The organism is Nocardia sp. NPDC056000, from assembly GCF_042269265.1.
Classification (GTDB): domain Bacteria; phylum Actinomycetota; class Actinomycetes; order Mycobacteriales; family Mycobacteriaceae; genus Nocardia.
On sequence record NZ_JBHJXS010000023.1, the window covers coordinates 69,887 to 90,726 of the forward strand.

Annotated in this window: 23 protein-coding genes; 14 read left to right on the top strand and 9 right to left on the bottom strand. The window is 67.1% G+C overall.

Going from position 1 to position 20,840, the window contains the following annotated elements; all coding sequences use genetic code 11:
* Positions 1-34 precede the first annotated feature (34 nt).
* Entirely contained in the window at positions 35-1,642 is a 1,608-nt protein-coding gene (locus ACFC4D_RS44780; protein WP_376072871.1) for an LCP family protein, read from the top strand.
* Between the two features lie 91 nt (positions 1,643-1,733).
* Positions 1,734-2,282 (top strand): ferritin, encoded by a 549-nt coding sequence (locus ACFC4D_RS44785; protein ID WP_375961632.1) that lies wholly within the window; start codon positions 1,734-1,736, stop codon positions 2,280-2,282.
* A gap of 48 nt (positions 2,283-2,330) precedes the next feature.
* Here the strand turns inward: ACFC4D_RS44785 and ACFC4D_RS44790 are convergent, their stop codons facing one another.
* The 4 genes from ACFC4D_RS44790 to ACFC4D_RS44805 are packed head-to-tail and all read right to left on the bottom strand — an operon-like array spanning position 2,331 to position 5,578.
* The gene (locus ACFC4D_RS44790) at positions 2,331-3,245 is read right to left on the bottom strand and encodes a DUF5926 family protein (protein ID WP_375961630.1); all 915 of its coding nucleotides are present in this window, start codon (positions 3,243-3,245) and stop codon (positions 2,331-2,333) included.
* Positions 3,246-3,298: 53 nt separating this feature from the next.
* Entirely contained in the window at positions 3,299-4,066 is a 768-nt protein-coding gene (locus ACFC4D_RS44795) for a glycerophosphodiester phosphodiesterase (protein ID WP_376072874.1), read from the bottom strand.
* Positions 4,063-5,190 (bottom strand): DUF4328 domain-containing protein, encoded by a 1,128-nt coding sequence (locus ACFC4D_RS44800; RefSeq protein ID WP_376072876.1) that lies wholly within the window; start codon positions 5,188-5,190, stop codon positions 4,063-4,065. Before ACFC4D_RS44800 ends, ACFC4D_RS44795 begins: the two co-directional genes overlap by 4 nt.
* A gap of 13 nt (positions 5,191-5,203) precedes the next feature.
* Positions 5,204-5,578: a rhodanese-like domain-containing protein gene (locus ACFC4D_RS44805; RefSeq protein ID WP_364636940.1), complete on the bottom strand. Its 375-nt coding sequence runs from the start codon at positions 5,576-5,578 to the stop codon at positions 5,204-5,206.
* A 293-nt stretch (positions 5,579-5,871) separates the two neighbouring features.
* On the opposite strand from ACFC4D_RS44805, the gene ACFC4D_RS44810 reads away from it, so the two are divergent.
* The 4 genes from ACFC4D_RS44810 (at position 5,872) to ACFC4D_RS44825 (ending at position 9,176) form a co-directional block, all read left to right on the top strand.
* The gene (locus ACFC4D_RS44810; protein WP_364636938.1) at positions 5,872-6,483 is read left to right on the top strand and encodes a hypothetical protein; all 612 of its coding nucleotides are present in this window, start codon (positions 5,872-5,874) and stop codon (positions 6,481-6,483) included.
* Positions 6,484-6,717: 234 nt separating this feature from the next.
* A complete protein-coding gene (locus tag ACFC4D_RS44815; RefSeq protein WP_364636936.1) occupies positions 6,718-7,341 on the top strand; it encodes a superoxide dismutase in 624 nt (207 codons plus the stop codon).
* A 300-nt stretch (positions 7,342-7,641) separates the two neighbouring features.
* Positions 7,642-8,163: a peptidase gene (locus ACFC4D_RS44820; protein ID WP_375961622.1), complete on the top strand. Its 522-nt coding sequence runs from the start codon at positions 7,642-7,644 to the stop codon at positions 8,161-8,163.
* Positions 8,164-8,456: 293 nt separating this feature from the next.
* The gene (locus tag ACFC4D_RS44825) at positions 8,457-9,176 is read left to right on the top strand and encodes a TMEM165/GDT1 family protein (RefSeq protein ID WP_375961620.1); all 720 of its coding nucleotides are present in this window, start codon (positions 8,457-8,459) and stop codon (positions 9,174-9,176) included.
* Here the strand turns inward: ACFC4D_RS44825 and ACFC4D_RS44830 are convergent.
* Together ACFC4D_RS44830 and ACFC4D_RS44835 are read right to left on the bottom strand one after the other, a co-directional pair.
* A complete protein-coding gene (locus ACFC4D_RS44830; RefSeq protein WP_364636930.1) occupies positions 9,147-9,797 on the bottom strand; it encodes a TetR/AcrR family transcriptional regulator in 651 nt (216 codons plus the stop codon). The two genes, ACFC4D_RS44825 and ACFC4D_RS44830, sit on opposite strands and share 30 nt — an antisense overlap.
* Positions 9,797-10,708, bottom strand: coding sequence for an SDR family NAD(P)-dependent oxidoreductase (locus ACFC4D_RS44835; RefSeq protein ID WP_376072879.1), 912 nt, complete (start codon positions 10,706-10,708; stop codon positions 9,797-9,799). The genes ACFC4D_RS44830 and ACFC4D_RS44835 overlap by 1 nt, the downstream gene beginning before the upstream one ends.
* A 185-nt stretch (positions 10,709-10,893) precedes the next feature.
* Here ACFC4D_RS44835 and ACFC4D_RS44840 point away from each other — a divergent pair, with 185 nt between their 5' ends.
* Positions 10,894-11,661, top strand: coding sequence for an SDR family NAD(P)-dependent oxidoreductase (locus ACFC4D_RS44840; protein ID WP_364636926.1), 768 nt, complete (start codon positions 10,894-10,896; stop codon positions 11,659-11,661).
* 97 nt (positions 11,662-11,758) lie between these two features.
* Here the strand turns inward: ACFC4D_RS44840 and ACFC4D_RS44845 are convergent, their stop codons facing one another.
* The 3 genes from ACFC4D_RS44845 to ACFC4D_RS44855 form a co-directional block, all read right to left on the bottom strand.
* On the bottom strand, positions 11,759-11,959 hold the full coding sequence (locus ACFC4D_RS44845; protein ID WP_033085228.1) for a cold-shock protein: 201 nt from the start codon (positions 11,957-11,959) through the stop codon (positions 11,759-11,761).
* A gap of 248 nt (positions 11,960-12,207) precedes the next feature.
* Entirely contained in the window at positions 12,208-14,160 is a 1,953-nt protein-coding gene (htpG, locus tag ACFC4D_RS44850; protein WP_376072882.1) for a molecular chaperone HtpG, read from the bottom strand.
* Positions 14,157-15,806, bottom strand: a complete 1,650-nt coding sequence (locus ACFC4D_RS44855; protein ID WP_376072885.1) for a TM0106 family RecB-like putative nuclease — start codon at positions 15,804-15,806, stop codon at positions 14,157-14,159. The genes htpG and ACFC4D_RS44855 overlap by 4 nt, the downstream gene beginning before the upstream one ends.
* A gap of 550 nt (positions 15,807-16,356) precedes the next feature.
* On the opposite strand from ACFC4D_RS44855, the gene ACFC4D_RS44860 reads away from it, so the two are divergent.
* From ACFC4D_RS44860 to ACFC4D_RS44890, 7 genes are all read left to right on the top strand, one after another.
* Positions 16,357-16,998: a DUF6474 family protein gene (locus tag ACFC4D_RS44860; RefSeq protein ID WP_375961609.1), complete on the top strand. Its 642-nt coding sequence runs from the start codon at positions 16,357-16,359 to the stop codon at positions 16,996-16,998.
* 130 nt (positions 16,999-17,128) lie between these two features.
* Positions 17,129-17,590 (top strand): hypothetical protein, encoded by a 462-nt coding sequence (locus ACFC4D_RS44865; RefSeq protein ID WP_376072888.1) that lies wholly within the window; start codon positions 17,129-17,131, stop codon positions 17,588-17,590.
* A gap of 44 nt (positions 17,591-17,634) precedes the next feature.
* Complete coding sequence (locus ACFC4D_RS44870) at positions 17,635-18,282, top strand: YcnI family protein (RefSeq protein WP_376072891.1); 648 nt, start codon at positions 17,635-17,637, stop codon at positions 18,280-18,282.
* On the top strand, positions 18,279-18,815 hold the full coding sequence (locus tag ACFC4D_RS44875; protein WP_376072894.1) for a copper resistance protein CopC: 537 nt from the start codon (positions 18,279-18,281) through the stop codon (positions 18,813-18,815). Before ACFC4D_RS44870 ends, ACFC4D_RS44875 begins: the two co-directional genes overlap by 4 nt.
* Entirely contained in the window at positions 18,812-19,777 is a 966-nt protein-coding gene (locus tag ACFC4D_RS44880) for a copper resistance D family protein (protein WP_376072897.1), read from the top strand. Before ACFC4D_RS44875 ends, ACFC4D_RS44880 begins: the two co-directional genes overlap by 4 nt.
* Positions 19,778-19,854: 77 nt before the next feature.
* Entirely contained in the window at positions 19,855-20,316 is a 462-nt protein-coding gene (locus tag ACFC4D_RS44885) for an SRPBCC family protein (RefSeq protein ID WP_364636910.1), read from the top strand.
* 73 nt (positions 20,317-20,389) lie between these two features.
* Positions 20,390-20,770: a DUF5313 family protein gene (locus tag ACFC4D_RS44890; RefSeq protein WP_364636908.1), complete on the top strand. Its 381-nt coding sequence runs from the start codon at positions 20,390-20,392 to the stop codon at positions 20,768-20,770.
* Positions 20,771-20,840: the final 70 nt, after the last annotated feature.

Here is a 20,840-nt window from a genome sequence, read left to right on the forward strand (position 1 = left end):
CCCTCGAGCGGGTGGAATCAGTAGAGTTCCGGTGATGAACGGCGACGACCCCCAGCAACACGCACGGATGCGCCGGGAGCCGCCGCCGAATCGTGCGAGCCAGCCCCCGGCCGGACCCGCGCGGCCCGGAGCAAACCAGCCGCAACCTCCGCGGGCGCAGCCGGGCGGACCACCGCGCGCGGGACAGCCACCGCAGCGGAACCAGGGTCCGGCGGCACGCGATCCGGGTGCGCGGCCGAATCCGAATCCGCGCCAGGGTGATCCGGCCGCCGGAGCACACGGCCCCACCCACAAGATCTCGCGTGACGAGCCGAGACCAGCACTGGCCTGGTCGGAAGTCCCGCCCACCATGAACCGGCCGCCGCAGCGCAATCAGCCGCCGCAGCGGAATCCGGGTGCGGCACCGGGCAATCAGCCACCCCGGCGCGAACCGGGTGCGGCACAGCGCAATCAACCGGCACCGCGGGAACAGGCTGCGGGACAACGCAATCAGCCACCCGGCGCGGGACAGCGCGGGGCATCCCAGTACGAGCGGACACGCGTGGCCGCGCCCATGGGGCACGCACCCACGCAGACTCCGCAACCCTTCCGCGAGGATTCACCGCCACCACCACCGCCCGCGCTGCCGCCCAAGCGCGGTGGCGGTAAAGGCGGCGGTGACCGTCCGCCGCGCGGGCCCAAGCCGAAGCGCAAGCGGCACTGGTTCCGGTGGATCACGGCGCTGCTGCTGATCGTGCTGCTCACGCCGATCGTGGCGGGCATCTACGTGGATACGCATCTGACCCGGATCGACGCGCTGCCCGGCTACTCCGGGCGGATCGGCGACACGCCCGGGACGAATTGGCTTCTGGTCGGCTCGGACAGCCGCACCGGGCTCACCGCGGAGCAGGAACAGGAGCTCGCCACCGGCGGTGAGGTCGGCTCCGAGCGGACCGACACCATCATCCTGGTGCACCTGCCCAAATCCGGGCAGCCGACGCTGGTCAGCCTCCCGCGCGATTCCTACGTGGCCATTCCGGGGCATGGAAAAGACAAGCTCAACGCGTCTTTCGCGTTCGGCGGCGCACCGCTGCTGACGCAGACCGTCGAACTCGCCACCGGACTGCGCATCGACCATTACGCGCAGATCGGCTTCGGCGGGTTCGCCGATATCGTCGACGCGGTCGGCGGTATCGATATGTGCCTGGACCAGGCGATCAACGATCCGCTGGCGGGTATCGACCTGCAGGCGGGCTGTCAGCATCTCAACGGAGCGGAAGCACTGGGTTTCGTGCGCTCGCGCGCCACCGCCCGCGCCGATCTGGATCGCATGCTCAACCAGCGCAAATTCCTCAGCGCCCTGTTGAAAAAGGCGACCAGCGTGGGCACGCTCGCCAACCCGTTCCGGTCCTGGCCGCTGATACAGGGCTTGACGAAAACCTTGAAGGTCGACGAGGGCTCGCACGTCTGGAACCTCGCCCTGCTCGGCAAGGCGATGGCGGGCAATCCGATAGCGACAACCGTGCCGGTCGGTGGGTTCGAGGATGTGGACGGCAGCGGCAATGTACTGCTGTGGGACAAGACCCGGGCGGGTCAGTTCTTCGACGCCCTGGCCGCGGATAAACCCATCCCGAGCGATTTGATCACCACCGTCGGAAATTAGCGAAATTAGGCAAGTATTGCCTCAATAAGGCTGTACTCAATAAGGCTGCACTTGGATGACACACGCTCTGACCAGGGTTAATGTCATCCGCATGTCCAGCCGAACCCAAACCAAGAGCAGCAAGTTCCACGCCCTGCTGCAGGATCAGATCCGCAACGAATTCAATGCCGAGCGTCAGTACATCGCCATCGCATTGTGGTTCGATCACGCCGATCTGCCGGTCCTGGCCAAGTACTTCTACAAGCAGGCCGTCGAAGAGCGCAATCACGCGCTGATGATCGCGCAGTACCTGCTCGATCAGGATTTCGTGGTCGAGGTGGCCGACAACAGCGCCGCCAAGTCCAGCTTCGAGAACGCCAAGGAGCCGATCGCGCTCGCGCTCTCCCAGGAGCAGACGGTCACCGAGCAGATCGTGGCGCTCGCCAAGACCGCCCGCGAAGAGGGCGACTACCAGGGCGAGCAGTTCATGCAGTGGTTCCTGAAGGAGCAGGTCGAGGAGGTGGCGACCATGAAGACCCTCCTCACCGTCGCCGAGCGCGCCAGCGCCAACATGTTCGACCTGGAGAACTTCGTCTCGCGCGAGATGAGCTCGCCGAAGGACGCGTCCGGCTCGCCGCACACCGCGGGCGGTTCGCTCTAAGGACATACGAAAAGGCCCGGTTCCCCTGTGGGACCGGGCCTTTCGCTATCAGCGCAGGGTGACCTGGCGCGAGCGCAGGCCGTCGCGGGAACGGCGGATATCCGAGGTCATCGGCTCGTCGTTCTTCAGCGCGGCCGCCAGGCGGGCGCCGAATTCCTTTGCGGCGGGCTCCCATTCGGTGGGGTGGCGCTCCGGATCCAGATCGAACACCGGCACCAGCAAACCGTGGGTGCGGAACGAGCCCGCGAAGCGCGAACCCTCACCCAGGTTCAGTTCACCGGCCGCGTGCAGCCGCGCCAGCGCCACCATGAGCGCGTCCTCGTCCTCGGGGCGCACCCAGCGCAGGTGCGCCTTCTCACCGGCGTCCACCCACCAGGCCGCGCCGATGGCGTCCGCGCCCAGGTTCAGGCGGGCCGACGGCATGATCGCCTGATTGGCCTGCTCGATGGTGGCGGCCACCTGCGGATCCGGGGTGACGCCCTCCGGCACCCACCAGTTGAAGTCCTGATGCACGGTCAGATCCAGCGCGGCGTTGTCGAGCACGTCCGAAAGGCTCGGCGCGCCTTCGACGCTCGCGGCCGCGAGCGAATCGCCCGGCTCCGCGGACTGCGTCCACAGAATCGCGGTGGCGAGATCGGCGGCCGGATTATCCGACTGGAACTGCACCTGCGTGCCGACGAACCCGACCGGCTCATCACCGGCGCGCACCAGCGCGGCCACCGCGCCCGGCAGCACCGTCGACAGCGTCACCGCGCGCTCGGCGGCCACACTCGGCGACAACTTCAGCGTCGCGGTGGCGGAAGGCACGAACTCCCGGAGCGCCACCAGATCACACTCGGCGGCCAAGCCCTCGAACGGGCGCGTCACGACCTGCGACGCCGCCTCCTGCGCGGCGCGGCGCTCGGCCAGCTTCTGCGCCCGGTTACTGTCCGGCTTGGGACTGTTGCGCTTGCTCTTACCCATAGCTGGCAAACGTACCGTGTCCGATTGAGCGGGCTGCGGTGCGGCTTATCGAATCAGGCGACGGGGAGCAGGCCCTTGGTGCGGCCGGGGTGGTTGGTGGCTATCCAGCTGACGCCGAGGTCGGCGCAGAGGCGGACGTCCTCGGGGTCGTCGACGGTCCAGACGTAGGTGGCGCGGCCCGCGGCGGCGGCCTTGTCGACCAGGTCCGGATGTTCGCGCAGGGTGCGGACCGAGGGGCCGATGGCGGTCGCGCCGACCGTGGTGGCCGCGCCGCCCGAGAGGTAGAGGGAGGATTCGCCGAGCAGGACCGTCGGCAGCAGCGGCGCCGCGCGGCGGATGCGCCACACCGCGGTGGCGGCGAAGGAGATGACCACGGCACGGGAATGGTCCGCCGAGGCCGGGGCTGCGATGCCGTAGCGCTGCAATTCGGTGAGCAGGGTGGTTTCCACCAGCGCGCCGTAGCGGACCGGATGTTTGGTCTCGATGAAGAGCTTGGTGGGGCGGCTCTTCCAATCCAGCACCAGCTCAATGAGTTCGGACAGCGTCAGCACCGGGGACGGTTCCTCGGCGGTGCCGAAGTTCAGGGCGCGGAGTTCCTCCAGGGTCATCTCGCTGACCGCGCCGACCCCATTGGAGGTGCGGTCGACGGTGCGATCGTGCACGCACACCAGCTGACCGTCCTTGGTCAGTCGGATATCGCATTCGACGCCGTCGGCGCCCTCCTGCAGCGCGAGATCGTATGCGGCGAGGGTGTGTTCGGGTCGCGCCGCCGACGCCCCCCGGTGCGCCACCACGAATGGTGCGCGGCTCTCCCGGCTCACTTCGCCAATACCTCCTCATGCTTCGATTCCGGCGCGCCGTCGGCCGCCGCGTTCGCGGTCGCCGGATTCGGTGCGGTCGCCTCATCATTCCCGACCGCGTCCAGCGGCGCGCGCCCGGCGGAACCCGAAGCCCGCTCGGCCGCGGGCCGCACCGGCGCGATCACCGGGACCGCGGGCGTGGTCGCGGGCAGCCAGCGCTTGACCGTATGCGGATTACCGCGCAGGTCCAGGCCCGCGAACGCGCGCACCAGCCACAGCGTCAGCACCGCGACACCGGCGGCGACCAGATCGGCCCACATGCTCACCAGTACGCCGTCCGCCCGCACCTGCAGGGAGGCCGCGAACCGGTACAGCGTCACCGCGACAACCAGCACGCCATTGAGAATCCAACCCGCCCACCAGATCCGGACCACGCGCAGCAGCCGCGGCTCCAACTCGCCCGCGCGGACCGTCTCGGTGAGGAAAACACCCGGCCACAGCAGATTCACGCCGGGAATCAAAGAGCCGAGGAACAATTCGGCGGGATGTCGCGGATCCGTCCGGCGCACACCGGCATACGCGGTGCGGCGCACCTGCACCAGCCAGCCGACCAGTGCGACCGCGGTCAGCAGCGCCACCAGGGCGGCCGCGATCGCGGAAACCGTCACCGCCCCATCGGAAACCCACAGCTGCCAGGGCGGGATCAGGCGGGTGCGATTGCGCAGCAGAATGCCGTACCGGCCCAGTTCGGCGAGCGCGGCCAGACCGAAAACGATCGCGGTGGTGAGCAATAGCCGCGGTACGCGCGCGGCCAGGGCCTCGAGCCTGCCCACCGGTGTGGTGGTGGTCGCCTCGGGGACGCGATCCTGCAGTCCCCAGCGCGGAATCTGCGTGTAGTGCGGGGTCTGCGCCGCCACCGGCTGCCGAACGGGCTGCGCCGGTTGCGTTTTGCGGCCGGGCGGGCGGGCCACCCAGCGGTAATTGCGGCGGGCGGGCGGCGCGTCCACGGCCGCGGGCGAGAGCAGTACGCCGTGGCAGCGCGGGCACCAGTGCAGCGGTTTGCCCTGCACGGCCCAGCGGGCCCCGCAACGGGCACACGGCTGAACCACCGTGGATCGCTGATTCGCCACATTCCCCCCGTTCATCGGCTGCACCTCACTAGTAGATCTTCGCCGCGGCCGGATCGTCACCCGTGAGGGCACGCCCGGCCTGCTGCCACGCGACCATGCCGCCGGAGACCATGACCGCTTCGAAACCGACACTCTCCAGGTACTGCACCGCCTGAACCGAACGGCCGCCCTGCCGGCAGATCACGTAGATCTGGGCGTCGTAATCCAATTCGTCCAGGCGCGGGGGCAGGTCGACGAGGGGGATGTGCAGGGCGCCGGGCGCGTGGCCGAGCCGCCATTCATCGTCCTCGCGCACATCCACCAGCAGCGCGGGTGCGGATGCGGTGGTCGCCCAGGGCTCGGCGGCGTCGAACTCCGCGGGCACCTCCTCGATCGGAACCGAGGGAATATGGGGACTGGTCACGCCTTCGATCCTGCCACGGGCACGCGGGGGACGTGGAGTTCCGTCCCGAGTTATCCACATAATCCACAACCTGATCCACAGGTTGAGAACTGTCCGGAATCTCCAGCCGTGCGGTTCGTAATGCCGGGTCAACCGTTCCGAAATGTCCCCTCCACGTCTCGGAGCGGCCGACCCGACAACTGGTTGGACGGCGGCGGATCCCGATCGGTTCCGTTCGCTCCCGAAAAAAACGACAACACTACAGAAAATCGGAAATCCTCAGCCGGTACAGGCAAGATCGGTAGCCTGGCGCTATGACTGTGAGCAGGGGGCTACTCGACGGACTGGACATCACCGGACTCAACACCGCACTGTCCGAGGCGACCTGCCTCGGAATCGACGTCGACGCGGCGGCCGGAACACTACGGCTGGAACTCGACGTTCTGACCCTCCCGGAAAGCGGGCCACCGCCCGCCGACTGCGATCTGTACCTGACCCTGACCGGGGTCACCCGCGTCGCCGCCTCACTGCGCAGGCAGCGCTGGGACGACCTCGAACCGGTCGTACTGCCCCTGGAACTCGACGGCCTGCACGACGCCGTCAGCAGCTTCGGCGGCGGCGCGCTGCACGGCTGGGAATTCTTCGACCTCAGCGACCGGGCCTGGACCCAGTGGCGCAAACTGCTCAGCTTCGACACCGTGCTCGATGACCGCCCGGCCGCGCACATGCTGGAAATCTCGCAGGAAGAAGGCATCGATCCGCGCGAACTCGATGTGCGGGTGTGGTTCGACGGCATGGTCGTCACCGATCAGCAGGGCGCCGAACTGCCGCTGACCGAATTCATCGCGGGCGGAGTGCGCTGGTGGCAGGCGCACGACGCGGGCGATCCACGCACCATGAAGCCGAATATCGTGCCGCCGCTGTAACTTCCGGACAGCCCCCGGCGCAGAACTGGGCCGCACCGTCACTCGCGGTGCGGCCCTCACCATGCGCACCCCCGATTGCGATCACGGGCAGTCCAAGGGTTGGGATAACCCGCTGTACACCGGAATGTGGGGGCAGACACCCCGGTTGCCATGAAGCGGGTGTACGAATGATGGTTGGGTGCGCCGGGCACAATCGCCGAGGGCACACAGCCCCGACACTGAGGAAGGGACATCGTGGCTGAGTACACGCTGCCAGAACTGGAATACGACTACAGCGCCCTGGAGCCCCACATCTCCGGGCAGATCAACGAGATCCACCACAGCAAGCATCACGCCGCCTACGTCGCGGGCGCGAACGCCGCGCTGGAGAAGCTGGAAGCCGCTCGTGAGGCGGGCGATCACGCCAGCATCTTCCTGAACGAGAAGAACCTCGCGTTCCACCTCGGTGGCCACGCCAACCACTCCATCTGGTGGAAGAACCTCTCCCCCAACGGTGGCGACAAGCCGGTCGGCGACCTGGAAGCCGCCATCGACGACCAGTTCGGGTCGTTCGACAAGTTCCGCGCGCAGTTCACCGCCGCGGCCAACGGTCTGCAGGGTTCGGGCTGGGCCGTCCTGGGTTACGACACCCTGGGCCAGAAGCTGCTCACCTTCCAGCTGTACGACCAGCAGGCCAACGTGCCGCTGGGCATCATCCCGCTGCTGCAGGTCGACATGTGGGAGCACGCCTTCTACCTGCAGTACAAGAACGTCAAGGCCGACTACGTGACCGCGTTCTGGAACGTCGTCAACTGGGCGGACGTGCAGGATCGTTTCGCGCGCGCCGTCACCCAGGGCAAGGGCCTGATCTTCGGCTGATAGGCCGGGACTTCGTGGGGGCTCCGGTTCCCACACCCCTGCCGGGACGCCCCGAGACACGCCCGACGTGATCACGGGTTCGGGGACCCGGTGGGCAGAAAACCTGGGACGCAGCCCCGGATTTTCAACGCAGCAGCCCCGCGAATCGATTGATTCGCGGGGCTTTTGTGTTGTTCGGGGGCGTGACAGTCGGGTGCTGGCACTCTTTGGTACTTGTGTGCCAGACATAACCGGGTACAAACTCGGGTACTACTAGGACGGGCATAGCCGCCCCGGATTTCTTCACTTCGGGAGGCCGCGATGAGCGATCAGATCGGTGTGTTGCCGTTTCAGGCTCATGGGTCGTTGCATGGGTTCGTAATTTCGGGGCGCTGGCCCGACTCCACCAAGGAATGGGCGCAGCTGCTGGTACTCGCGGTGCGGGTGGCCAGTCTGCCCGGGTTGTTGCCGACCACCACCGTGTTCGGGGCGCGGGAAGAGCTGCCCGATGATCCGCAACCCGGGATGGTGGGGCTGGTGATCGCCGAGGGGACCGTGCTCGGGGAGGCCGCGTTGGCTCCCGGCAGGTTTGCCGAACGTGTGCCGCCCGCATTGATCATGTTGCATCCGCCGCGCGAGACGCGGCCGTCGCTGCCCGAATGCGCGGGCGCGGCATCCGGGACGCTGCTGCTGCCGGGGCTGCCGCATCTGGGGCTCGAACATCGGGCGGCCTGGGTGGAAACCGATATGGACGGGGCGGTGACCTCGATGGTTTCGCGGGTGGGCGTCGATCCGATCAGTGATCCCGACACCGCGGTTCTGGCTATGCTGCTGGCCGCGTAAGGGTTCCCGAAACCTCTCGGCAGTGCGTCCAAACTTATTGTGCGCATTGCGATTTCGACTACAGGTGTTTGCACATGCCGGGTTTGCCGGATAAGGTGGTTGGCAGCGAAGGGGAGTAGCCCCCAATCGTGTAGTCGACATACTGATCCGTTCCAGGATCCGGCTGCGCGAACCGGGATCCACCGGTGGGCGAGACCTTCGGCCGAGACAAACCAAACCGATCACGGTGCGGATGTCGGCTGAAGCGCCCCCGCATTTCAGTCGACAGGCCGGAGACCTGGGAGCTGACATTCATGATCACCACGATTTTGCTGAGCTTCGGCGCGCTCTTCCTCGCCGAACTGGGCGATAAATCGCAGTTGATGGCCCTGACGTTCGCGCTGCGCTACCGCTGGTGGGTGGTGCTCAGCGCCATCACCGTCGCCAGCATTCTGGTGAACCTCATCGCCGTCGGCGTCGGGCACTTCCTCGGTGCGGCACTGCCCACCGATCTCATCGCGTTCTTCGCGGCCGCCACCCTGATCGCGGTCGGCCTGTGGACGCTGCGCGAACTGCTGCCGGGCAACGCGCCCGAGGACGATGCCGAAACGGTCGCGCCGCAGACCAAATCGCGGTCGGCGTTCCTGGTGGTGCTGTCCGCGTTCCTGCTCGCCGAACTCGGCGACCGCACCATGTTCGCGACCATGGCATTGGCCACCAAGAACGGCTGGATCGCGGTGTGGATCGGCTCGGTCGCGGGCATGGTCGCGGCGGGCGGGCTCGCGATTCTGATCGGCGTCACGGTCGGCAAGCACATTCCCGAGCGGGCCATCGCGCTCTGCTCCGGACTGCTGTTCCTGTACTTCGGCGCGGTCACGCTGCTCGGCGCGCTGGCGCCGGAACTGGGGACGCTGGGCAACATCGCCCTCGGCGCGGTACTGCCCGCGGCGGCCGGTGCGGTGCTGATGCTGTTGCGGCGCAAGCACTCCGCCCCGGCAACCGATTCAGTCGTCGAGCGGACTCTCGCCGAATAGCGCGCCCGCGCGGCGGACCAGATTGGTCAGAGGTTCGCGCAGGGCGCGCAGGCCGTCGATATCGCCGACGGCGATGCGATTGGTGACCATGGCGCTGAGCGCGGCCACCAGGGTTTGGCAGGCGAAGCGCTGTTCCTCGGTATCGGCGCGCAGAATGTCCGCGACCATGGCGACGAAGGTTTCCTGCAGGCTGGTGCGGCGGATGATGGCCTCGGGGCCGACCGCGTACACCTCGACGAGAAACAGTCTGGCATAGGCGGGTTCGGCGGCGAGGGCGTCCAGATACGCGCCCAGGACGCGTTCGATACGCTCGGATTGGGTTTCCCCGTCGAACTCCGCGCCCGTGACGGCGAGGATGCCGGTGAGCATGAGTTCCACCGCGCGCTCGTACGCGGCCTCGAAACAGTCTTCCTTGGAACGGAATTGCTCGTAGAAGGTTTCCCGCGACACACCCGCGCGTTTGATGACCGCGGCGACAGGTGTTCCGACATAACCGTTTTCGGCCATCGCCTCGGCCATTGCCAGCAGGATGCGGTCGCGTTGCGCGGCGACCACGGTCTCGCGCGGCAGGCCGTGGCGGCCGCGGGGCAGTTGGCGGGAGGTGACTGCCGAATCGGGCATCAGGCGAGCTTCCTCATTCTGCTCGGGCGGGCGGGCTGCTCGGTGGTGAAGGCCACCGGTTCGGTGCGCGCCACTTCCAGACCCGGTGCGACACCGTGCCGCAGAGCGTAGTCGACAACCCGCTGCCCGACCCCTCGGAAGCTCAGCACCACACCCACCCAGTACGGCGAGAACACCCGGCGGGAGCGGCGGGCCAGGGCGCGTTCCATGGCGTCGATGGCCGGGCCCAGCGGTGCGATGCCCGAGACCGTGCTGCGGCCGAGAATGCTGCGCGCGGCATCGGTGCCGAAACCGCGACTGGTCATATCGGTGTCGAGTTCGGCGAAGTAGGCCATGCCGACCTTCGCGCCGGTGTGGCGCAGCTCGATACGCAGGGTGTCGCCGAGGGCTTCCACCGCGGCCTTGGACGCGCTGTACGCACCGGCCAGGGGTAGGTGGATGGCGGCGGCCAGTGAGGACACCAGCAGCACGTATCCGCCCGGATGCGCGATATGCGGGCCCGCCGCGCGCAGCGTGTAGTACGCGCCGAGCACGTTCACGGTGAGCGTCTGTTCCAGCACCGTCGGATCGCCGTGCAGCAGCGAAAGTTGCCGGGCGATACCGGCATTCACCACCACCGCGTCCAAACCGCCCAATTCGACGGTGAGCGAGTTGACCACGCGCTGCACCTGGGCGGGATCGCCGACATCGCAGTAGCGCCAGGGGGCGTCACCGCAGTCGGCGGCGACCTCGGCCAGCAGTCCCTCTTCGATGCCCAGGAGCGCCACGAAAGCGCCGCGGGCATGCAACTGCCGGGCGAGAGCCGCCCCGATACCGCGGGCGGCACCGGTGATCAGGATGCGTTGCCCGGCGACCTGCCGGGCGGGAGATAGGAGACCACGGCGCGAACGTCGGGCCGCGTGGGCGTTCATAGCAGCGACAGTAGCACTCAACGAACACCCATGTTCGCAAACGGGGTAGTTGTCTTTTCGCCTGCGCAAACCAGACGACCTTCTTCCGCAGCCCCCGCGCGGAAGGCAGCGGAGGGCGGAAATTACAGTGCCTATTGACGGAGGGCCAGTGAGAGGGCGCTCCACGTTCGAGAGGACCAATCACCGTGGAGATTTCCGGCTCCGCCGCCATCGTCACCGGAGGTGCTTCCGGCCTCGGTGCGGCCACCGCCAAGCGCCTCGCCGACGCCGGCGCCACTGTGTTCGGCCTGGACCTGGCCCAGTCGATCGAGCGCGCGGGCGACAGCGTCCCGGCCGGTGTCACCCTGATCCCGACCGACGTCACCAGCGGTGACGAGGTGGCCGCCGCGGTCGCCAAGGTCGTGGAATCCGGTGTGCCGCTGCGCATCGTCGTCAACTGCGCGGGTGTGGGCTGGGCGGGACGCATCCTGTCCAAGAACGGACCGCACGATCTCGAGCTGTTCCGCACGGTCATCACCGTGAACCTGCTCGGCTCGTTCAATGTCATGCGGCTGGCCGCCGATGCCATCTCCAAGACCGAGCCGGTCGACGAGTACGGCCAGCGCGGCGTCATCATCAACACCGCCTCCGTGGCGGCGTTCGAAGGCCAGATCGGGCAGATCGCCTACTCCGCCTCCAAGGGCGGCGTCGCCGGTATGACCATCCCGGCCGCGCGTGATCTGGCGCAGTTCGGCATTCGCGTCAACACCATCGCCCCCGGCATCATCGACACCCCGATGCTCGCCGGTGTCACCGAGGAATACCGCAAGGGCCTCGAGGCAGGCGTTCCCTTCCCGTCCCGCCTGGGCCGCCCGGATGAGTACGCGCAGCTCGCGCAGTACATCACCGAGCACGACTATCTGAACGGCGAAACCATCCGCATGGACGGCGCTCTCCGCATGGCCCCGCGTTAAGCGTTGAAACGGCACAAGGCCCGCACGGATTACCGTGCGGGCCTTGTTATTTCACGAGGTCGGCGGACGCGGAGGCTTCAGCGCCCTGCCGGAAATCTCAGTGGGGGCGGACGGCCGCGGCTTGCGGACCCTTCTTGCCCTCGGTGATTTCGAAGCTCACGGCCTGGCCCTCTTCGAGCTGGCGGTAGCCGTTGCCTTCGATTTCAGAGTAGTGAACGAACACATCGGGGCCGTCCTCGCGGGCGATGAAGCCGTAGCCCTTCTCCGCGTTGAACCACTTGACGGTGCCCTGAACCATAACTTTCTCCTGCTGGATGTTGCATCGGCCGCCGCGGTCACGGCGACCGGGTCGAATCAGAAGGCGACTTGCAGCTTGCCTGGCAAGAGAAGCGCCCGCACGATGTTCAGCGCGAGCATGTGAGACACGAACACGAAAAACTTACGACCAAGCAGTACAACGTATGGCGTTCCGACGAGTTCCCCGGTTCGGCGGATCATCGCGCGCGTCACAATCGCGCCGAACCGGGTATGACCGAAAACCGCCAGTCAGAGGGTTTTGGTGAGGCGATCGGCGAGGACTCGGGCGAATCGCGCCGGATCCTTGAGCTCGCCGCCCTCGGCCAGAACCGCTGTGCCGTAGAGCAGTTCGGCGGTCTCGGTGAGGTCGGCGGGCTTGTCCGCGTCATCCTTGACCTTGGCGAACGCGTCCCGCAGGCCGGTGACCAGGGGGTGCGAGGGGTTCAATTCCAGGATCCGCTTGGATTCGGGCAGCGCCTGACCGGAGGCCCGGTACATGCGTTCCAGCAGCGGCGTGAAATCGAATACGTCACCCACGATGCAGGCGGGCGAGGTGGTGAGGCGGGAGGTCAGGCGGACCTCCTTCACATTCTCGTCCAGGGCGGTGGTCAGCCAGCCGAGCAGATCGGCGAAATCCTTGTCCTGCGCCTCACGCAGGGCTTCGGACTCCTTCTTCTCGTCCTCCGACTCCAGATCCACCTCGCCCTTGGCGATGGATTGCAGTGGCTGACCGGCGAACTCGGGCACCGAACCGACCCACATCTCGTCGACCGGATCGGTCAGCACCAGCACCTCGAGGCCCTTCGCCTTGAAGGCTTCCATATGCGGGGAGTTCTCGATCTGCTCGCGGGACTCGCCCGTCATGTAGTAGATCGCCGTCTGGGTCTCCGGCATCCGCTCCACGTACTGGGCGAGGGTGGTGAGCTCCTCGGTCGAATGCGTGGACGCGAAAGACGAGACGCCCAGGATGGTTTCGCGGTTATCGGCGTCGGAGAGCATGCCCTCCTTGAGAACTCGGCCGAACTCGCGCCAGAACGTCTGGTACTTCGACTGATCCTCGGCCTTCTGCAAATCCTTGACCGTGGACAGCACCTTCTTCACCAGGCGCTTCTGAATCATCCGGATCTGCCGGTCCTGCTGCAGGATCTCGCGAGAGACATTGAGCGACAGGTCCTGTGCGTCCACCACGCCCTTGACGAAGCGCAGATACTCCGGCATCAGCTCTTCGCAGTTGTCCATGATGAACACGCGGCGCACGTACAGCTGCACGCCGCGCTTGTGCTCGCGGGTGAACAGGTCGAACGGCGCGGTCGAGGGCAGGAACAGCAGGGCCTGATATTCGAACGTGCCCTCCGCCTTCATCGGAATGACCTCCAGCGGGTCATCCCAGGCGTGCGAGACGTGCTTGTAGAACTCCTTGTACTCCTCGTCGGTAACCTCGCTCCTGGGGCGGGTCCACAGCGCCTTCTGGGAGTTCAGGGTCTGGGTTTCGGTGAGCGTCTTCTCGGTCTGCTCCTCGCCCTCACCGTCCATGACGGTGCGTTCCACATCCATGCGGATGGGCCAGGCGATGAAATCCGAGTACTTCTTCACGATTTCGCGGAGCTTCCACTCCATCGTGTAGTCGAAGAGGTGGTCCTCGTCATCGGCGGGCTTGAGCTGCAGCGATACCGACGTGCCCTGCGGGGCCTCGTCGAGTTCCTCGATCGTGTAGGTGGAGCTGCCCGCGGCGGATTCCCAACGGGTGCCGGTGGTTTCGCCCGCCTTGCGGGTGGTCAGGGTGACCTTGTCGGCCACCATGAAGGTCGAATAGAAGCCGATGCCGAACTGGCCGATCAGCTCCTCGGCGGCGGCATCGGATTTGGTTTCCAACAGCTGCTTGCGCAGCGTGGCCGTTCCCGACTTGGCGAGCGTGCCGATCAGATCCACCACCTCGGCACGGGACATGCCGATGCCGTTGTCGCGGACGGTCAGCACGCGCTCATCCCGATCCACCGACAACTCGATGTGCAGATCCGAGATATCGGCCTGCAAATCCTTGTCGCGGAACGATTCCAGGCGCAGCTTGTCCAGCGCGTCCGAGGAATTCGAGATCAGCTCCCGCAGGAACGTGTCTTTATTCGAATACACCGAGTGAATCATCAGCTCCAGCAGCTGATGGGTCTCGGCCTGAAACTCCAGGTGCTCGACGTGTTCGGTCACGACGCGATATTACGTCGCGCGAAATCCGCGATGGCGGGAACCTCGGCATCCGCGCGATCGGTCATCCAGTCGCGCAGCACCTTCGTCGCCTGCACATCGTCCTCGTTGTACTCCAGGATGCGGGTGCGCTGCGACATGTCCGGTTCGCCGCCGTCGTAGGCGACGGCCAGGCGGTACCAGCTCATGGACGCCTCACCGCCCGCCTCCGGATCGCGCCAGGAGAAACCGGCGACCGGGGCGATCTTCTTCAGGCCCTTGCCGTTCGGGCAGATGAACTGCTCCGACACCGCCTGGAACATGTCCACCCACTGCGGGCTGTCCACGAACTTCTGGATATCGCGCTCGCTGGGGATGCCGGGCATGCCCGCGAAACGACGGGCCGACTCGTACAGCCACTTGTCCTCGGCGGTGCGCGAATAGCAGTAGGCGGCAAAGGTTTTGCCGTCCGCGGCGGCCTGCGCGCGGGTTTCCATCAGCCACGCCCAGAATTCGGCGAAGGAACGGCCCTCATCCTCGGTGGGCAGCGGATCCCAGGTGACGAAGGGGCGGTAGACGCCGTCCAGCAGAGTGCCCCACAGGTACGCGCCGTGCTCCTGGAAGCTCTCCAGATCGACGTCCACCTCGACATCGGCGCGGGTCACCCGAACCTGGTCGACGCGGCGGACCAGCGGGGCTCCGGTGGCCCAAGCACGCGCGGTCACAATGGTTTCGGTGAACGGCTCGAAATGCCAGTCGTCCGGATCGTCACCCGTCCAGGCGGCGAGATCGTCGATGGTGTGCACATCGTGGCGGCGCAGCACCTCGGCGCGCGCGCCCGGGGCTACCAGGCTGATATCGCGGTGTTCGGCCAGCCACTTCTCACAGCTGAGCGCGCCCTCCTCGGGAGCGCGGGTCCACCACGGGCATTGGCGGCATTCGGGGACCTTGGACGGGACCGTCGGGAGTTCGCCGCGCACCACCGCGATGCGGTCGGCGTAGCGACGGTCGTAATCGTCCAGGATGGGGCCCAGATCGTGAATCAGGATGCGGTCGAAGGCATATCCGATCGCACCGCCCACCAGGGCGGGGCTGGCGAAGCCGTGCCGCTGCAGCATGCGATACAGGTGCGCCAGGCGCTGCTGATCACGCGGTTGCGGGCGGGTGCGGACGTAGCGGTCCGGCTTCGGGGTCCAGGAATACAGGCCGCTGGTGATCGGATGGAAGTCCGCCGGATCCGGTTGCCGCGGATCGGTCACCTTGTGATTGACCACCACGATCGGGATGTACCCGCCGCGATCCGCGTCCCGCCACAGGATTTCGCAGCCGCCGCGCCGGCCGGTGTCCGTCTCCTGCGGCAGCAGGCCGCCCCAGATGCGGTCCGCGCCCGCGGCCATCGCCGCCATCGTCGCCTCCGCGCGACGGCCCGCCGACTGGGCGGGGTCGATGACGGTCCAGCGCTCCGGATCGCCGCCGACGAGCGTGTCCCGCACCTGAATTCGATGCGCGGCCGCCGCATCCCGCCGCTGCTGCACACCGGCGTCCTCGGTAACTCCGGTCAGCACCTGGGGATGCGAGGAGTCCAAAAGCAGCCGGTGCCGGCAGCCGATCAAGGCCCGCGCGTCAAGAAACGCGGCCCGCTCGCCATGGTCACCGATGCCCGAATACACGGATAGCAGTATGGCGCTATCCCCCGACACTCCGACCCCCGCGCCCCTCGGCGCGCAGAGAAGAAGATGCGGGGGGCACCCCCGCACCCCCGGGTGGTGCGGAAACAGTCGGGGGCTCCGCCCCCGAACCCCCGACAGACGGAAGGGGGACGCTGACGCTGAGTCTTGGGGGCTTCGCCCCCAAACCCCCAATGACGAAGGGACGTGAGCAGACCCCGGCGGCGGAGAGGAGTCCGAACTCGGACCCAGGATCCGCGCCCCGCCGGGCGGAGAGTTGACGAACAGCGCTCGGCATCGTTGCGGGGTACGGCGAGTTGACGGACAGCGCTCGGCGTCGTTGCGGGGGTTTGGGGGCGAAGCCCCCGAGACCTAGCGTCAGCGTCCCCCCATTCCTCGAACCGCGGAGGCGGGCGGTTCGTTGATTGGGCATGGTGTTCGCTCGGTTGGCTGGGGAAACGATAGGGTGGCGGTCAAACTGTGTTTCATGGGCGGACAGGCAATTCCCCCGGCCCTGTGCTGCCATGGCGAACCAGCATGACGGAGGCCATCTATGGGGTTGTTCACCAAGCGCAAGAAGAAGGTCAGCCGGCGGGCTGAGGCCAAGGCGCTGAAGCACAAGGCCGGTATGGAGGCCAAGCTCGGGGCTCGCAATGAGCGGAAGAAGCATCGGGGTGAGGCTCGGTTGCAGCGGAAGATCGCCAATGCGGAGATCTCCAAGCTGCAGGCCGAGGAGAAGGCCGCGGTGAAGCTGGCCGCCAAGGCCGAGCGGGATCCGTTCAGCGTGGCCTCGGTGCGGAAGTATCTGGGGGTGGCTCGGATTCTGGTGCCGGTGCTGGCACCGCTCGCCTATCGCGGCGCGACCATGTTGCGCGGGCAGTTGGATACGCGGCGGGCGCAGCAGTTGGGCGTCGGGGTGAATCAGCTCGGCGAGTTCGCCGGTCCGGGCGCGAAATTGCAGGCCCGGCTGGCGAATGTGGAGAGCACGCTCACCGATCTGGAGAAGAAGAACCCGAAGGATTCCGATACCGCGAAATTCGTCGCCGCCACGCGCGATCGGCTGGAGAGCCTGACCACCGCGGTGCGCACGGCCGCGCAGATGCCCGTGCAGCGGCGGCGCGCCGTGCACGCCTCCATCTCGAACGAGCTGTCCGGTATCGAAGCCGATGTGCTCGCCCGCCTCGGCGTGAACTGATCAGTACCCCACGATGACGCACCGCGTACGAGCAGGCAGCCGGGAACCATACCCGCGGACTGTCCTCGTACGCGGTTCCGCATCGCGGGTGCCGCACAAGGCATTCCGCGGCAGTCTTGCCGGTGCCGCGATGGCCGTGCTCGCGATCGCCGCGCACGGTATCGCGGGCGGCGGCTATCCGGATTCGGCCGGATCGACCCTGTTACTGCTGGTCAGTGCCGCGATCGGGGCATCGGCGGCGGTACTGCACTCCCCCGGCACGCTGCCCGTCCTGATGGTGCTCGGGCAACCGGCCTGCCATCTGGCGTTGAGCGGCGCGGCCCATCACGGGCACGTCTCGGGGGCAATGGATTTCGTGAACGACGGCGTCATGCTCGCGGCGCATGCCGTGGCCGCCGTGCTGTTCGCGGTGCTGATTCTGGCGGCCGAACGGCTGTACGGGCTTGTCTCGCAGGCGGTTCGAGCGGTGCTCACCCGCCCCGCCGCTCCCGTCATCGGGCGCGCGGCTGCTCGCTGGGCCGCGGTGGCGGAGTCGCTGGGGCGGCTCGCGGTGGGGGCCAATGGGTCTCGGGCACCGCCGGTTGCGGCGTGACTTCCTCGCACCCGTAACCCTTTGCCAGAAAAGGCCATTCACTCATGCTTATTTCCTCTTCGCGCGCGCTCGGCACGGTCGTCGCGGCCGCGAGTCTGACGCTGCTGGGCACCGGAATCGCGTCCGCGCATGTCACCGTCGACGCGCCGGGCGCGTCGCAGGGCGGGTACGCGGTCGCCACCTTCAAGGTGCCGACCGAATCCGATACCGCCTCCACCACCAAAGTCAGTGTGGTGCTGCCGAATTTGAAGAGCGCCCGCACCGAACCGTTGCCAGGCTGGACCTCCAAGGTGGACAAGAACGACAAGGGTGAGGCCGTCGCCGTCACCTGGACCGCCGATCCCGGCAATGCCGGTGTCGCGCCCGGTCAGTTCCAGCGCTTCGTGCTGTCGGTCGCGCTGCCCAAGCAGGAGAAGGTCGCCTTCCCCGCCACCCAGACCTACAGCGACGGCAAGGTCGTGGTCTGGGATCAGAAGGACAACCCAGACGGCAGCGAACCGGAACACCCGGCTCCCGCACTGACCCTGGCGGCCGGTGGCGGCGATGACGATCACGCCGCGACCACCACCGAGGCCAAGGAAGACAAGGGCACCGACAACACCGCCCGCTGGCTCGGCGGCATCGGCCTGGTGCTGGGCGCGCTCGGTGCGGCCCTGGGTCTGGGCAGCGTCATCCGCGGTCGCAAGTCATGAGCCGCAAGCTCTTCGCCGGTGTCCTCACCGGTCTGCTGATCACCGGTTTCGCCCTGCTGGGCGGCGGCGTGGCGAATGCGCATTCGGCGGCCATCGGCTCCAGTCCGGAGAACGGCTCGCAGATCGACGTATCCCCCGCGCGGGCGAGCGTCACCTTCAATGAGAATCTGCAGGAGAGCTACCCGTCCATGACGGTCACCGGACCGGACGGCAACCTGTGGTCCAAGGGCCAGCCCAAGGTGGAGGGCCCGACGGTCAGCATCGAGGTCGGTGAGCTCGGCCCGACCGGCGATTACAAGATCGCGTACCGGGTCACCTCGGCGGACGGGCATCCGGTCAGTGGCACCCGCACGTTCACGCTCACCAAGGCGGGCAACGGAACTCCCGGTCCGAAGGCCGACTCCTCGGCCAAATCGGGCGGTTCCGGTGGCGGCGGAGTGCCGCTGTGGGTATTCATCGCGGGCGCGGTGGTGCTGTTCGGCGGCGGGCTGGCCTTCGCACTGCTGGGCGGGCGGGGCAAGCAGCGTCAGTGAACCGGTCCGAGGGCACCGATCGCCGCCGTGAGCGCGGGACGACCGGCGACAGTCCACTGAGATGGCTACTGCTGCTGGTCATTCCGCTCGCACTGTGCGGTTGGGCGCTGGCCTGGGCGCTCGCGGCGAACGATCCCGTACAGGCGGAAGCGCCGGTGCGGGTGCTCGCCGACTGCGCGGGCGCGATCGTGCTCGGCGCGGCCGCGCTGCCACGGCTGTCCGAACGCCTGTCCCCGCCGTGGCGGCTGCTCACCGTCGCCGCGGGGGTCTGGGCGGTCATGGAATTCGCGATGCTGGTGCTGGAAGCCTCTGAAGTACAGGGCATTCGGGTCGCGAAGCTGGGCGCGGGACAGTTCGGCGACTACCTCACCACGGTGAGCGGCGGGCAGATCGGTATCGCGCTGCTGATCGGCAGCGGCGCGGTCGCGATGTACAGCGCCTTCGGTTTTCGCAATCCGGATCGGGTGACGGCGGATCTGGTGCTGGTGTTCACCGCGGTGACCCTGGCACTGCGCCCGATCACCGGGCATATGTCGCAGCAGAGTTTCGGATCGGTGCTGGGCGCGGTGCACGCGCTGGCCGCCTCGGCCTGGTTCGGGGTGCTGCTGGCACTGGCGCTGACCGTGCGCACCCGGGGTGAGTGGGCGGTGCTGCTCCCCCGCTATTCGCGCTGGGCGCTGCCGCTGGCCGCCACGGTGACCCTGACGGGCATCGTGAACGGCCTGGTTCGAGTCGGCGGGCTCACCGAATTGGCGACCACCGGCTACGGGCGGCTGCTGCTGGCCAAGACGGTGATCCTCATCGCGCTGCTGGCGCTGGGCTGGTGGTGGCGGCGCACCTGGGTGCCGGTGGCCGCCGATCACCGCATGGACGCGGAATCCTCTTTGCGCCGTGCGATTTTCGAAGTGCTGTTGATGGCGGTGGTGTTCGGTGTCGCGGGCACGCTGGCGGTGACCGCGTAGGAATCTGCGGCGCGGACCGAATGTGGCGCTCACCTCATCATCCGCGCATGAATTTGCAACAGGTTACTGTCGTGCGCATGACCGAAGTCAAGATCGTCGCGGACTGCACCGCCTCGGCGGAATCCGCCTTCGCCTACGTCAACGATTACAACAATCTGCCCAAATTCATCAATGAGATCAACAGCTTCAAGCCGCTGACCGAGCAGACCGAGGGCGTCGACGCCACCTTCGACGGCACCATCGGACTGGGCCCGGTCTCACTGCATTCCACGATCAAGATCGTGCGGCACGAACCCGGTAAAGCCATCGCGGTGAAGTCCATCAAGGGCTTCGAGATCGAATCCACCTTCCTGTTCCACGACCGGGGCGATGAAGCCTGCACCATCGACGCCATCGTCGACTACCGGGTGCCCGGCGGCATCGCCGGAAAACTGCTCGGCAAGACCATCGAGCCGTTCGTGAAACTGGCCGTGAAGAGCTCCACGCACAACCTGGTGACGCAGGTCGCCGCATTCCACAAAGAACGCACCAGCGCCTGATCGCCCGGGGTCGCCAAAGCCGCCGACCCCCCGAATATTTGTCCGATTCGGCCACGGCGGGGATGCTGGGCACATGCCCGAACGCAGCACCCCGACCCTCGCGCAGCGCCTCGGCTATATCTGCGGCCGCACGCTGCCGCCGTCGATGACGGACTGGGTGCGCGACGATGTCATCGGTCCCGGAGCCACCCGCCGCTATCTGCTCCGCATTCTGATCCCGATCATTCCGGTGCTGTGCCTGTTCCTGCTCATCCCCGGTCCGCTCTGGATGCGCCTGGCCATGATGGCGCTGCTGTATCTGCCGCTGATCTATTTCACGGTCGCGCTCACCTATGTGTTCCGGCGCAACAAACTCATCAAGCACGGACTCGATCCGGCGCTCGCGGACGCCGATCGGCGCGATCGTGAAGCCGCCGAACGACAGTCGTACGAACAACGGCACGGCCGAGCCTGAGCGTTCCCTGTGGTTCCGGTCTCGAATGCGGTGCGATCCATGGATACCGGCCTAATCTCGGTGAGAAGAC

What these genes read in the sequence shown, in the direction of transcription:
- ACFC4D_RS44890 (WP_364636908.1), top strand. Translation starts at nt 20,390, where the DNA reads ATGCCCGAACGCAGCACCCCGACCCTCGCGCAGCGCCTCGGCTATATC.
- ACFC4D_RS44875 (WP_376072894.1), top strand. Translation starts at nt 18,279, where the DNA reads ATGAGCCGCAAGCTCTTCGCCGGTGTCCTCACCGGTCTGCTGATCACC.
- ACFC4D_RS44785 (WP_375961632.1), top strand. Translation starts at nt 1,734, where the DNA reads ATGTCCAGCCGAACCCAAACCAAGAGCAGCAAGTTCCACGCCCTGCTG.
- ACFC4D_RS44845 (WP_033085228.1), bottom strand. Translation starts at nt 11,959, where the DNA reads ATGGTTCAGGGCACCGTCAAGTGGTTCAACGCGGAGAAGGGCTACGGC.
- ACFC4D_RS44820 (WP_375961622.1), top strand. Translation starts at nt 7,642, where the DNA reads ATGAGCGATCAGATCGGTGTGTTGCCGTTTCAGGCTCATGGGTCGTTG.
- ACFC4D_RS44885 (WP_364636910.1), top strand. Translation starts at nt 19,855, where the DNA reads ATGACCGAAGTCAAGATCGTCGCGGACTGCACCGCCTCGGCGGAATCC.
- ACFC4D_RS44835 (WP_376072879.1), bottom strand. Translation starts at nt 10,708, where the DNA reads ATGAACGCCCACGCGGCCCGACGTTCGCGCCGTGGTCTCCTATCTCCC.
- ACFC4D_RS44810 (WP_364636938.1), top strand. Translation starts at nt 5,872, where the DNA reads ATGACTGTGAGCAGGGGGCTACTCGACGGACTGGACATCACCGGACTC.
- ACFC4D_RS44860 (WP_375961609.1), top strand. Translation starts at nt 16,357, where the DNA reads ATGGGGTTGTTCACCAAGCGCAAGAAGAAGGTCAGCCGGCGGGCTGAG.
- ACFC4D_RS44870 (WP_376072891.1), top strand. Translation starts at nt 17,635, where the DNA reads ATGCTTATTTCCTCTTCGCGCGCGCTCGGCACGGTCGTCGCGGCCGCG.
- ACFC4D_RS44790 (WP_375961630.1), bottom strand. Translation starts at nt 3,245, where the DNA reads ATGGGTAAGAGCAAGCGCAACAGTCCCAAGCCGGACAGTAACCGGGCG.
- ACFC4D_RS44865 (WP_376072888.1), top strand. Translation starts at nt 17,129, where the DNA reads ATGGCCGTGCTCGCGATCGCCGCGCACGGTATCGCGGGCGGCGGCTAT.
- ACFC4D_RS44830 (WP_364636930.1), bottom strand. Translation starts at nt 9,797, where the DNA reads ATGCCCGATTCGGCAGTCACCTCCCGCCAACTGCCCCGCGGCCGCCAC.
- ACFC4D_RS44800 (WP_376072876.1), bottom strand. Translation starts at nt 5,190, where the DNA reads ATGAACGGGGGGAATGTGGCGAATCAGCGATCCACGGTGGTTCAGCCG.
- ACFC4D_RS44780 (WP_376072871.1), top strand. Translation starts at nt 35, where the DNA reads ATGAACGGCGACGACCCCCAGCAACACGCACGGATGCGCCGGGAGCCG.
- ACFC4D_RS44825 (WP_375961620.1), top strand. Translation starts at nt 8,457, where the DNA reads ATGATCACCACGATTTTGCTGAGCTTCGGCGCGCTCTTCCTCGCCGAA.